The 12,966-nt window shown below is 65.4% G+C and carries 11 protein-coding genes; all 11 read left to right on the top strand.

Annotation, left to right across the window (positions count from 1 at the left end; genetic code table 11):
• Window positions 1–29: 29 nt before the first annotated feature.
• The 11 genes from K5658_RS07970 (at window position 30) to K5658_RS07920 (ending at window position 12,962) form a co-directional block, all read left to right on the top strand.
• Entirely contained in the window at window positions 30–1,874 is a 1,845-nt protein-coding gene (locus K5658_RS07970; protein ID WP_221066417.1) for an O-linked N-acetylglucosamine transferase, SPINDLY family protein, read from the top strand.
• Between the two features lie 114 nt (window positions 1,875–1,988).
• A complete protein-coding gene (gene rfbF, locus K5658_RS07965) occupies window positions 1,989–2,759 on the top strand; it encodes a glucose-1-phosphate cytidylyltransferase (RefSeq protein WP_221066416.1) in 771 nt (256 codons plus the stop codon).
• Complete coding sequence (rfbG, locus tag K5658_RS07960) at window positions 2,756–3,853, top strand: CDP-glucose 4,6-dehydratase (RefSeq protein ID WP_221066415.1); 1,098 nt, start codon at window positions 2,756–2,758, stop codon at window positions 3,851–3,853. Before rfbF ends, rfbG begins: the two co-directional genes overlap by 4 nt.
• Window positions 3,819–5,132, top strand: coding sequence for a lipopolysaccharide biosynthesis protein RfbH (gene rfbH, locus K5658_RS07955; protein ID WP_221066414.1), 1,314 nt, complete (start codon window positions 3,819–3,821; stop codon window positions 5,130–5,132). Before rfbG ends, rfbH begins: the two co-directional genes overlap by 35 nt.
• Entirely contained in the window at window positions 5,129–5,713 is a 585-nt protein-coding gene (locus K5658_RS07950; RefSeq protein WP_221066413.1) for a dTDP-4-dehydrorhamnose 3,5-epimerase family protein, read from the top strand. The genes rfbH and K5658_RS07950 overlap by 4 nt, the downstream gene beginning before the upstream one ends.
• Window positions 5,710–6,594: an NAD-dependent epimerase/dehydratase family protein gene (locus K5658_RS07945; RefSeq protein ID WP_221066412.1), complete on the top strand. Its 885-nt coding sequence runs from the start codon at window positions 5,710–5,712 to the stop codon at window positions 6,592–6,594. The genes K5658_RS07950 and K5658_RS07945 overlap by 4 nt, the downstream gene beginning before the upstream one ends.
• Window positions 6,591–7,766, top strand: coding sequence for an FkbM family methyltransferase (locus K5658_RS07940; RefSeq protein WP_221066411.1), 1,176 nt, complete (start codon window positions 6,591–6,593; stop codon window positions 7,764–7,766). The genes K5658_RS07945 and K5658_RS07940 overlap by 4 nt, the downstream gene beginning before the upstream one ends.
• Window positions 7,767–7,784: 18 nt before the next feature.
• A complete protein-coding gene (locus K5658_RS07935; protein WP_221066410.1) occupies window positions 7,785–8,822 on the top strand; it encodes a radical SAM/SPASM domain-containing protein in 1,038 nt (345 codons plus the stop codon).
• A 46-nt stretch (window positions 8,823–8,868) separates the two neighbouring features.
• On the top strand, window positions 8,869–10,506 hold the full coding sequence (locus K5658_RS07930) for a B12-binding domain-containing radical SAM protein (protein ID WP_221066409.1): 1,638 nt from the start codon (window positions 8,869–8,871) through the stop codon (window positions 10,504–10,506).
• 12 nt (window positions 10,507–10,518) lie between these two features.
• Entirely contained in the window at window positions 10,519–11,814 is a 1,296-nt protein-coding gene (locus tag K5658_RS07925; protein ID WP_221066408.1) for a glycosyltransferase family 4 protein, read from the top strand.
• Window positions 11,811–12,962, top strand: a complete 1,152-nt coding sequence (locus K5658_RS07920) for an FkbM family methyltransferase (RefSeq protein ID WP_221066407.1) — start codon at window positions 11,811–11,813, stop codon at window positions 12,960–12,962. The genes K5658_RS07925 and K5658_RS07920 overlap by 4 nt, the downstream gene beginning before the upstream one ends.
• Window positions 12,963–12,966: the final 4 nt, after the last annotated feature.

The following is a 12,966-nucleotide window of genomic DNA, read 5'->3' as shown; positions in this document are numbered from 1 at the left end:
CGCCGATCTCAATCCAGGAGGCGGATCACTTGGCAACGCAAAACGGGAAACTGGTACAGGCCATAACGCTACAGAACCGGGGCGACTGGGCCGAGGCGGCCCGGTTGTTCCGGGAAATCCTGGCGGACGAGCCCGGCAACGGGGCCGCCCTCTATTCCCTGGCGGTGATCGCGCTGAACCAAGGGAATCCGGCGGAAGGTTTGGCCTATTGCGAGCGGGGCACGCGGGCGGCCCCGCATTTCGCCCCGCTCTGGTTCGCGCAGGGTTCGTTGCTGCAAACCCTGGGACGGCGGCAGGAAGCCCTGGCGAGCTACGACCAAGCCCTGGCAATCCAGCCCGATTATGTGGAGGCGCTGGTCAACAGCGGTGCCCTACTGCGGGATTTGCTCCGCCACCAGGACGCCCTGGCCCGCTTCGACCGGGCGCTGGCGCTGCAACCCGACTATCTCCCGGCCCTCGCCAATAGCGCCATCCTCTTGACCGAATTCAAGCAAGGGGAACAAGCCATCGCCCGTTTCGAGCGGCTGTTGCAACTCAATCCCGGCTACGACTACGGGCCGGGACTGTTGCTGTATGAAAAGATGCACTGCGCCGATTGGAACGGCTTCGAGTCCGCCCGCGCCGCCATCGTCGAGGGCATCCGGGCCGGGCGGAAGGTGTGCAAATCCCTGGCCTTCATGGCCTTGTCGGATAGCGCCAGCGACCAATTCCTCTGCGCCCGTTTGTTCGCCCATTACTATTGCCCGCCGCCCGGTCCACCCCTCTGGCGCGGCGAGCGCTATGCCCACGACCGCATCCGGCTGGCCTATGTGTCGCCGGATTTGCGCGAGCATCCGGTCGGGCACCTGATGGCCGGGGTGTTCGAGCATCACGACAAAAGCCGGTTCGAGACCCTCGCCATTTCGCTGGGACCGGACGACGGCAGCCGTTTGCGCGGACGCATGGTGCAAGCCTTCGACCATTTCATCGACGCCCGCGCCCTGGGCGCCCGCCAGATCGCCGAGAAGATGCGGGACATGGAAGTGGATATCGCGGTCGATCTGGCCGGCTACACCTCGGATGCGCGCATCGAAATCTTCGCCCAGCGCCCGGCCCCGGTGCAGGTGAATTTCCTGGGCTATCCCGGCACCTTGGGCGTTGGCTTCATGGATTACATCCTGGCCGACCGCCACGTCATCCCGCCCGAACACCAGCCGTTCTACAGCGAGCGGGTGACCTATCTGCCGGATTGCTATCTGCCGACCGATGCTTCCATCGCAATCGGCCCGACCCCGACCCGCGCCGACTGTGGCCTGCCGGACACGGGGCGGGTGTTCTGCTCGTTCAGCCAGGACTACAAAATCTCGCCGCCGCTGTGGGCGGTGTGGATGCGGGTCTTGGCGCAGGTGCCGGACAGCGTGCTATGGCTGGCTTCGCGCGGCGACACCAACCGCCGCAACCTGCAAGCCGCCGCCCAAGCCCAGGGTATCGACCCCGGACGCCTGGTCTTCGCCGGACGGGTGCCCAGGGTCGAGGACCATCTGGCCCGCTACCGCCTCGCCGATTTGTTCCTCGACACCTGGCCTTATAACGCCCATAGCACGGCGGCGGACGCGCTCATGGCCGGTTTGCCGGTGGTGACCTATATGGGCGGGGCGTTCCCGGCACGGGTGGCCGGGAGCCTGTTGCACGCCATCGGGATGCCCGAATTGATCGCCACCTCCCTCGACGGCTATGCCGATCTGATTATCGAACTGGCCCATGCCCCCGCCCGCATCGCCGGCCTGAAGGAACGCTTACGCACGGAACGGAGCCATTGGCCCTTGTTCGATACCGCGGCTTTTTGCCGAAATCTGGAATTGGCCTATGCTTCCATGCTAAGCCAGGGCTATTAATAATTGGCCGTCCCGCCACCGGGCGGGCCGGGAATCCAAGACCAGCCGCTGGAACGTGGCATCCCCGCCGTTATGCGGGAATGGCGACTAGGCAAGCGTCCCGGAGGTTGTGACATGAAAGCCGTGATCCTGGCGGGTGGCCTGGGCACCCGGATTTCCGAGGAATCCCACCTACAGCCCAAGCCGATGATCGCCATCGGCGGCAAGCCCATCCTGTGGCACATCATGAAGGTCTATTCCAGCCACGGGATCAACGACTTCATCATCTGCCTGGGCTACAAGGGCTATCTCATCAAGGACTATTTCGCCAATTATTTCCTGCACATGTCGGACGTGACCTTCGATGTGGCCGAGAACCGCATGGAAATCCACGACCGCCACGCCGAACCCTGGCGCGTCACCCTGATCGACACCGGACCCGACACCCAGACCGGAGGCCGCTTGAAGCGGGTCCGCCGCTACCTGGGGGCCGATGATTTCTGTTTCACCTATGGCGATGGCCTGGCCGATGTGGATATCGGCGGCTTGGTGGCGTTCCACCGCCACCATGGACGCTTGGCGACGGTGACGGCGGTGCAGCCACCGGGCCGCTATGGCGCGTTGCGGCTGGAAGGCGGCGATGTGCTGGGTTTCGAGGAAAAGCCCCGCGGCGATGGCGGCTGGATCAACGGCGGCTTCTTCGTGCTGGCCCCCGGCGCGGTCGATTTCATCGAGGGCGACGACACCTCCTGGGAGCGCCAACCCCTGGAACAACTGGCGCGGGAAGGCCAGTTGCAAGCCTACCGCCATGTGGGATTCTGGCAGCCGATGGACACCCTGCGCGACAAAGTCCTCCTGGAAGAACTTTGGCAATCGGGCAAAGCCCCGTGGAAGGTGTGGTCATGACCCCCGATTTCTGGCGCGGCAAAAAAATCTTCGTGACCGGGCACACCGGCTTCAAGGGCGCTTGGCTCTGCCTGTGGCTACAGCGGCTGGGGGCGGAAGTGGTCGGCTACGCCCTGCCGCCGCCGACCGAGCCCAGTTTGTTCGAACTGGCCGATGTCGCCCGCGACATGCATTCCATCGAGGGCGATATCCGCGACGACGACGCCCTGGAGCGGGCCTTGCGCCTGGCCCGGCCCGAAATCGTCATCCACATGGCGGCGCAGCCCTTGGTCCGCCATGCCTATGCCCATCCGATCGAGACCTATTCCACCAACATCATGGGCACGGTCCATCTGCTGCAAGCGGTGCGCGGCGTGGCCTCGGTGCGGGCGCTGGTCAATGTCACCAGCGACAAATGCTACGAGAACCGGGAATGGTCCTGGGGCTACCGCGAGAACGAAGCCATGGGCGGCCGCGATCCCTATAGCAGCAGCAAGGGCTGCGCCGAACTGGTAACGGCAGCTTTCCGCCAATCCTATTTCGGGCCGGGCGGACATCCGGCGGCCATCGCCACCGCGAGGGCCGGCAATGTCATCGGCGGCGGCGACTGGGCCGAAGACCGGCTGATTCCCGACATCCTGCGCCATATCGAGGCCGGAAAAACCCTCAAAATCCGCAACCCCTCCGCCATCCGGCCTTGGCAGCATGTCTTGGAACCCTTGGGCGGCTATCTGACCCTGGCGCAACGGCTATACCAGGACGGCGCGGCCTTCGCCGAAGCCTGGAATTTCGGCCCGGCCAAATCCGACGCCAAGCCGGTGCGCTGGATCGTGGAGCGGATGCGGACCGCGTGGAAAGACCGGCTGCGCTGGGAATTCGATACCGAACCCCAGCCCCACGAAGCCACCCATCTGCGGCTGGATTGCGAGAAAGCGGCGGACCGCCTGGGCTGGCAACCGCGCTGGCACCTGGGGCGGGCGCTCGACGCCGTGACCGAATGGCACACCAGCCACTGGTCGGGAGCCGACCCCCGCGGCCTGAGCCTGCGCCAGATCGACACCTATATGGCAGAGGACAAGCGTGAACAAAGCTGGGATCAGGCAGCAAATTCTTGAACTGGTGGCCCGCTACGCCGCCGCCGAAACCCCGGCGGCGTTCGTGCCGGGCCAGACGCCGGTGCCACCTTCCGGCAAGGTGATCGGTGCCCCCGAGATGCAGGCCATGGTCGAGGCCGCGCTGGATGGCTGGCTGACCACGGGCCGCTTCAACGCCGCTTTCGAGCAGCGCCTGGGCCGTTTCCTCGGCGCGAAACACGTCCTCACCGTCAATTCCGGCTCTTCCGCCAATCTGCTGGCGTTCTCGGCCCTGACCTCGCCCAAACTGGGCGAACGGGCCATCCGCCCCGGCGACGAAGTCATCGGCGTCGCCGCCGCCTTCCCGACCACGGTCAATCCCATCCTGCAAGCGGGCGCGGTGCCGGTGTTCGTGGACGTGGAACTGCCGACCTACAACGCCGATCCCGCCCTGGTCGAAGCCGCCATCGGCCCCAAAACCAAGGCCATCCTGCTGGCCCATACCCTGGGCAATCCGTTCGACCTGGACGCCATCGCCGGACTGGCCGAAAAGCACGGCCTGTGGTTGATCGAGGATTGCTGCGACGCCCTGGGTTCGACCTACCGGGGCCATCCGGTCGGGACTTTCGGCGCGGTCGGCACCTTGAGCTTCTATCCCGCCCATCACATCACCATGGGCGAAGGCGGGGCGGTGTTCACCCAGAGCGGCAAGCTGAAACCGATCCTGGAATCCTTCCGCGACTGGGGCCGGGATTGCTTCTGCGCCCCCGGCCAGGACAACACCTGCGGCAAACGCTTCTGCTGGCAACTGGGCGGCCTGCCCCCCGGCTACGACCACAAATACACCTATTCCCACCTGGGCTATAACCTCAAGATCAGCGATATGCAGGCCGCCTGCGCCCTGGCCCAGATGGACCGGCTGGAAGGTTTCATCCAAGCCCGCAAGGATCATTTCGCCCATCTCAAAACCCGGCTGCGCGAACTGGAAGAATTCCTGATCCTGCCCGAAGCCACGCCGGGCAGCGATCCGGCCTGGTTCGGCTTCCCCATCACCCTGCGCCAGGGCGGACGCCTGGAACTGCTGCGCCACCTCGACCGCCACCGGATCGGCACCCGCTTATTGTTCGCCGGCAACCTGACCCGGCAGCCCTATATGGCGGGACGCGCTTATCGAGTTTGCGGCGACCTCGCCAACACCGACCGGATCATGCACGACACCTTCTGGATCGGCGTCTATCCCGGCCTCGACCGGGATAGGCTGGACTTCGCCTGCGACACCCTGGCCGCTTTCTTCAGGCGGACGCAAGGAGCCGGACCATGAACGCCGCGCCCTCCGACCCGGCGGGCTTGTTCGAGGCGCGGGCGACTGTTCTACCCGGCTGCCTCGAACTCAGGCCGAGGATCGTCGGCGATGGGCGCGGGCGCTTCGTGAAGGTGTTCCATGCCGAAGCTTTCGCCGCCTTGGGGCTGGAAACCGTGTACCCGGAAGAGTACTACTCGGTTTCCAAGGCCGGGGTCATCCGTGGCCTGCATTTCCAGATTCCGCCCATGGACCATGCCAAGCTGGTGTATTGCGTGGCGGGCAGGATCCAAGACGCGGCGCTGGATATCCGCCGGGGTTCGCCGACCTATGGCCGTAGCCTGACCCTGGAACTCTCCGCCGAACTGGGCAATATGCTCTATCTACCGAGCGGACTGGCCCATGGTTTCTGTGTCCTCGGTGAAACCGCCGTGGTGGTCTACAAGACCAGCCGCCCCTATTCCCCGGCGCACGATAGCGGGCTGCGCTGGGATTCCGCCGGCATCCCCTGGCACACCGCCGAACCCATCCTGTCGGAACGCGACCAAGGGCATCCGCCCCTCGCGGGCTACGCCAGCCCCTTCGTATTCATACCGCCATGAAAATCTTCGTGACCGGCGCGACCGGCTTTATCGGTTCCCATCTGGTGCCCCACCTGCTCGGCCTGGGACACGAGGTCGGCTGCGCTTCGAGGAGCGCCGCGCCGCCCAGGAACGCCCGCACCTGGAGCGTCGGCCCGGACGGCCTGGGGTTCCGCGCCGCCTTGGCGGAGTTCCGGCCCGATGTGGTGGTCCATCTGGCGGCGCTCTATATCGCCGAACACCGTTACGAAGACATCGGCCCCTTGCTGACGGCGAACCTCCAATACGGTGCCTATCTGTTGGACGCCATGCGGGACAGCGGTTGCGGCGCGCTGGTCTATGCCGGGACTGCCTGGCAACACTACGAAAACGCCGACTACCGGCCCGCCAACCTCTACGCCGCGACCAAGCAAGCCTTCTCCACCCTGGCCGAATACTACCTGGACACGATGGGGATGAAACTCCTGGAACTACACCTCTACGACAGCTATGGCGAAGGCGACCGCCGGAAAAAGTTGATCGATTTACTAAAGTTCTACGCCGGATCGACCGATACACTGGCCATGTCCCAAGGAAATCAACGCCTCCATCTGGTCCATGTCGACGACCTCGCCCACGGGTTCGCGCTGGCTTGCGGGCAGGTGCTGGCATTCCGGGCGGGCGAGCGGCGGATCTACCGTTTGCCTTCCGAGAGCGCGGTATCGCTGCGCGAACTGGTGGACGCCTTCAACGCCGCCGACCCGGCGCATCCCGTCCGCGTGGACTGGGGGGCGCGGCCCCGCCGGGAGCGCGAGGTGTTCGACCCTTGGGAAAACGCCGAAACCTTGCCCGGCTGGCGGGCCGGGATCGATCTGGCGTCCGGGTTGTCCCGGCTCCGCCGCAACGAGGACGGCCCGCCATGAACCAGGATTACCGCGCCCGCCTGTTTCCCGAGATTTGCAAGGCCGACACGCCCGGACGCTTGCTGGCCGTGGCCCGCGCTGCGGCGGCCCTGCATCCCTGGTCGGCGGATGGCGCGATGGACCCCGAGGAACTCCTGGTCGGGGATGTACCGCTGGCGCTGTACGGCGCGGGCCGGTTCGCCAAATCGGTGCTGGAACACTGGCTGCCCTTGGGCGTCCGTCCCGCGTTCTGCGTGGACAACAATCCCAAGCTCTGGGGCAAGCAACTACTGGGCATCCCCATCGCGCCCGTGGCCGCGCTCGGGGAACAGCGCCCCGCGCCGCGGGTGGTGGTGGCCGCGATGATTAGCGGCGGAATCGCGGCGGAACTGGCCGGGCACGGCCTCCCCTGCCTGTTCGCCGAACGCGACGGCCAGGTCGGCTATCTACCGGGCTGGCATTTGCTGCGGGCCGGGGCGGACCTGGAACGGCTCTGGCCAGCGCTCGCCGACGATCACTCCCGCCGGGTTCTGCTGGCAGCCTGCAAGGCGCGGCTATTCCAGAGCATCCATTTCGAGATGGTCGGCAGTCCCTTCCTGCATCAGGTCGCCAGCGCCCCGCAATATTTCCAGGCCGATCTCCTGGATTTCGCGGACGGCGAAACCTGGGTGGATTGTGGCGCTTTCGACGGCGATTTCGTGGTGGGGGGACACGCCTTCATGCACGCGGCGGGACGGACGGCTCCGGCCATCCATGCTTTCGAAGCCGACGCGGACAACCTGGCCCGGTTGCGGCGGACGGTGCGCGACTACGGCCTGGAGAATATCCACCTACACCATGCGCTGGTGGGCGGCGCGGACGGCTGGTGCGCCGAACCCGATTTCAACAATTGCCGCGCCGACGGAACCATCGCCCCGGTGCGCCGGGTGACGCTGGATTCGGCGCTGGAAGGCCGGGAAGCGCACTTCGTGAAAATGGACATCGAGGGCGCGGAGCCGGAAGCCCTCGCGGGGGCGCGGAACCTCATAGGCCGGTGGCATCCCAAGCTGGCGATCTGCATCTACCATGAAACCCGACACCTGTTGGATATTCCGTTGTCGCTCCACGACCCTCACTCGGGATACCGGATATACCTCAGGCACCATTCCACCCACACCCTGTGGGAAACCGTTTGCTACGCCGCTCCCGGCTGACGCTCCAAGGAGGTTCCGATGAAGGCCCAGGTCAAACCCAGGATCAACCTGGATAACCGTACCCCGTTGCAGGAAGTCATCCCCCTGTCCACGCCCTTCGTGCTGTTCGTGGACCCCGTGAACACCTGCAATTTCCAGTGCAAATTCTGCCCCACCGGGGACCGTGAATTGATCCGCTCGACCGGGCGCTGGCAAGGGCGGCTGGATTTCGATATCTACCGCAAGCTCATCGACGACCTGGGCGAATTCGACCAGCCGTTGAAGGTGCTGCGCCTCTATAAGGAAGGCGAACCCTTGCTGCATACCCGCTTCGCCGACATGGTCGGCTACGCCAAGCGGAGCGGCCATGTGCAATACATCGACACCACCACCAACGGCTATCTGCTGACGCCGGACCGGGTGGGACCAATCCTGGACGCCGGGATCGACCGCATCAATATCTCCGTCGATGGCATGTCCAGCGCGCAATATTGGGAATTCACCCAGACGCGGGTGGATTTCGACCGCTTCGTCGATAACATCCGCCAGCTTTACCAGCGCAAGGGCGATTGCGAAATCTGCGTCAAGATTCCGGGCGATATCCTCGACGAGGCGGACAAACAGCGCTTCTACGATATCTTCGGCGAGATCGCCGACCGGGTGTTCATCGAGAACTTCGCGCCCTGCTGGCCCAGCTTCGACGTGGAGGAGCGCACCGGGATCGAAATCACCGAAGGCATCTACGGCAACAGCATCCACGATATCGAGACTTGCCCCTACATCTTCTATTCCATGGCGGTCAACACCGACGGCAGCGTCAGCCTGTGCTTCCTGGACTGGGCGCGCACACTCCCCATCGGCGATGTCCGCACCGAGTCCCTGAAAACCATCTGGAACGGCGAATCCATGCGCCGCCACCGCATCGCCCATTTGAGCGGCTGCCGCAAGGACGACCCCACCTGCGCCGCCTGCGGCCAGTTGAGCCATTGCCTGCCCGACAACATCGACCCCTACCGCTGGCAACTCCTGGAACGGATCGATCCGGGCACGCGCCCCCCGTTGGGGAAAGTGGCCTAGGCTTAGCCCATCACTGTGGATCGACGCAACCCGGAGGCCGAACATCATGACTGCGGAAACCCTGAACATCCCCCATCCAACCGGGCAGGAGCGCGAATTCAGCCTGCTGTTCGTGATCCTGCCCTACCGCGTCTATGCCAACGAGGCGAAATCCAGCAAGACGCGGAGTTTCACCGCGATGCCCTACGGCGTGCTGTCCATCGCCTCCTACCTCAAGAAGCACAGCCGCCGTCCGCTGGACATCCGCATCTTCGACATGAACCTCTACGAGCGGGACGAATGGCATAACGCCCTGGCGCAGACCCTGGAACAACGGACCCCGGATGTCGTCGGCTTGTCGCTGATGTTCGATATTTCCTACCGCTACGTGGCCGAGATCGCGGGCGCGGCCCGGAAGCTGTCGCCCGAGACCTTGATTCTGCTGGGCGGGGCGGCGGCCACCACCTCCTGGGAAGTCATCCCCCGCGAGCAGCCCGATATCGACGCGGTCTGCTACGCCGAAGGCGAAGCGGCCCTGCTGCGCTTGGTGAACGCGCCCGAGCCCAGGGCCGAACTGGCCCGCCATCCCGCCTGGGTCACCCGCCACAAGCTCGAACAACGGATGCCGCCGGTCGCCGATTATCTGAACGACCTGGACGAACTGATCGACATCGATTACGGCCTGATCGAGTATTGGAAATACGGGATGAAGGAGGCGTTCTCGCCGTTCTCCTCCTACGGCGACGACCATGAGAACCGGCAGTTTTTCATCGTGACTTCCAGGGGCTGCCCGTTCAAATGCGTCTTCTGCGCCGAGCCTTCCTTCCACGGCAAGAACATGCGCTATGCCAGCGTCGACGCGGTGATCGCCCATGTCGGCCAGTTGGTCGAGCGCTACGGCATGAACGTCCTGACGTTCTACGACGACCAACTCCTGCTGGAACGGGACCGGGCCAAGGAACTGTTCCGCCGCCTGGCACCGTTCGGGCTGCGGGTGGAAACGCCCAACGGGCTCACCGCCGCCTTCATCGACGATGAAATGGCGATGCTGATGAAGCAGGCGGGCCTGGACACCGTGCCCCTGGCCATCGAATCGGGCTCGGACCACGTCCTCAAGCACATCATCCACAAGCCCCTGCGTCTGGACAAACTCAAGGGCATCGTCGATACGCTGAAGAAGCATGGCTTGTTCGTGCAGGGCTTCTTCGTCAGCGGCCTGCCGGGCGAACTAGAGGAACACCGCGACGAAACCGTCCGCTTCATCAAGGAGGTCGGGTTGGACTGGGGCAGCTTCAGTCTGGCGACCCCGCTGCGCGGCACCCAGCTTTACCACATGTGCGTCGAAAACGGCTGGATCGACAAGAACCTCGGCATCGGCGATATCGACCTGAACCAGTACATCATCCGGGTCCCCGGCACCGATCCCGACCACATCATGCGCAAGACCTATTTGATGAACCTGGAAGTGAACTTCGTCCACAACCACCGGATGTCGGCGGGCGATTACGCGGTGGCGGCCCGCTGTTTCGAGGACGTGATCCAGCGCTATGGCAACCACGCCTTCGCCTACTATTACCTGGCCCAGGCGCAACGCGCCATGGCGGCGGACGACGGCGGGGACGCGCTCGAACACTACTTCCGCATCGTCGAGACCGATCCCATCTGGAAAAGCTACGCCCAGGCGTTCGACCTGCCCGTCCATTAATCCGGCCCGCCCATGAACCGCCGCCGCCTCCTGCACATCACCGCCCATCTCGGCGGCGGCGTCGGCAAGGTGTTGTCGCGGCTGGCGGCGGAATCGGCCCGGCGCGGGGATGGCTGGACCCATGTCATCGCCTGTTTGGAAGCGCCCGAAAAATCCCAGTTCGTGGACCACGCCCAGGCTCATGGCGCCGAAGTACTGGTCTGCCCCGACCCCGCCACGCTGGCCGCGCGGATCGCCGCCGCCGATATCGTGCAACTGGAATGGTGGCATCATCCCAAAGTCGCGGCCTGGATGGGTGGCGATCCTTGGCCCGCCATGCGGCTCGTGGTCTGGAGCCACGTGTCGGGGCTGAGTCCGCCCGAGATTCCGCCCGAATTCGCGGCCCTACCCCACCGCTTCCTGTTCACCTCGCCCTGCTCCTGGGAACATCCCCGCCTCGCCGCGCTGGACGGGGAAACCCGGCGACGGATCGACGCGGTGTTCAGTTCCGGCGGTTTCGACGACCTGCCGCCACCGCCCCGGCGCGATCCCCAAGCTCCGGTCAAGGTCGGCTATATCGGCACGCTGAACTACGCCAAACTGCACCCGGACCTGTTGGATTATCTCGCGGCGGTGCGCCTGCCCGGTTTCCGCCTATCCATGGTGGGCGATCCCGTCACGGCGGATGGGCTCATGGCCGAAGCCAAAGCGCGGGGACTGGCCGGGCGGCTCCATCCGCTCGGCTATTCCACCCAGGTGGTGGAACAACTGGCGGCCTTCGACCTCCTGGCCTATCCGCTCAACCCCCGGCATTACGGCACGACCGAGAACGCCCTGCTGGAAGCGATGGCGATGGGCGTGGTCCCGGTGGTCCTCGACAATCCCGCCGAGCGGCATCTGGTCCGCCAGGGCGAAACCGGCCTGATCGTGGATTCGCCCCGCGCCTTCGCCGACGCCATCCAGTATTTGGCCGAGAACCCCGACGAACGACAGCGCCTCTCCGCCAACGCCGCCCGCGCCATCCGCCAAGATTTCGCGGTGGGCCGCACGGCGGACCGGCTCCACGCCCATTACCAAGCCCTGTTGGCCGAACCCAAGCGCGGCTTCGATTTCAAAGCCGTGTTCGGCGAAGAACCCGCCGACTGGTTCCGCGCCTGCCAGGGCGGGGAGGCTTGGCGCTTCCCCGACGGGGCCACCGCCGACCCCCTGCCTCCCGGACCCCATTGCCTATACGAGCGGACCAAAAGCTCGGTCTTCCATTACCGCGATTGTTTCCCCCAAGACGCCCGCTTGGCCCGCTGGGCCGGACGGCTGGAAGCCAGCCGATGAACCCGCCCGGCCCCCCCAACTCGGCGACCGCCCTCGATCTGCTGGAACGCCTGCCCGCGCCGCCGCCCGGACTGGGCCCCGATCCGGTGGACCGGCCCTTGGTGTTGTACGGTGCCGGCAAGCTGGGGGAACTGGCCGCCGATTTGTTCGCCGCGCTGGGCATCGACATCGCCTATGCCGTGGACCGCGCGCCGCCGCCTTCCGGCTTACTGGCCGGGCGGATTCCGGTGCTGGCCCCGGACCGGGTTCCACCTCCACATAAATCCAGCCATCTCATCGCGGTCTGCGTCGTGACCGCGCCCTATCGGCCTATCCACGGTTTCCTGGCGGAATCCGGTTGGCGGCGCATCCGTCCCGTCTACGATGTGTTGGAGGCTTATGCCGACCGCCTGCCGATGGGCAATGGCTGGTTCGCGGGACCGCTGTCGGCGATGGACCGGGAGCGCATCGCCCAGGTCTTGGAGCAATGGGAGGACGACATTTCCCGCGCCGCCCAGTTGCAAATCCTGGCTTGGCGCTGCTTGCGCGAGGAATGGCTGTTCGATGGCGCGCCCATCCATCTGGACGACCGCTATTTCATCCCGCCCATGCTCGCCGCCTTGGGTTCCCAGGAACATTGCCTCGACGCGGGCGCTTGGGACGGGACGGCCAGCCAGCAGTTCCTACACAGGACCGGCGGCGCTTGCCAAACCCTCACGGCCATCGAACCCGACCCGGACAACGCCCGGCGCTTGCGCGGATGGGTGTCCGGGTTGCCCGCCGAGTTGGCGGCGCGGATCCGGGTGCTGGAATACGCGCTTGGCGCGGAGGACGGCGAACACGCCTTCGCCCAAGGCCATGGCATGGCTTCCCGGCTGATGGCGGGCGCTCCGGGCACGGTCCGCGTCCGCGCCCTGGATGGCCTGGACCTCCCTTGCACCTTCGCCAAACTCCATCTCGAAGGCGGCGAACTGGCGGCGCTGGCAGGCGGCCTGGACTTCCTCCGCCGAAACCGGCCTAAACTTGCGGTGACGGTCTACCACAGCCGCGACGGGCTGTGGCGCATCCCTGCCCTGCTGATGGAAGGGCTGGAAAATTATCGTTTTTATCTGCGCTTGCATGGCTGGTGCGGCACCGGAGCCGTGGCCTATGCGATCCCCCGCGAGTGAACCC

The organism is Methylomagnum ishizawai, assembly GCF_019670005.1.
GTDB lineage: Bacteria > Pseudomonadota > Gammaproteobacteria > Methylococcales > Methylococcaceae > Methylomagnum > Methylomagnum ishizawai.
This window is presented reverse-complemented; position numbering and strand designations above follow the sequence as displayed.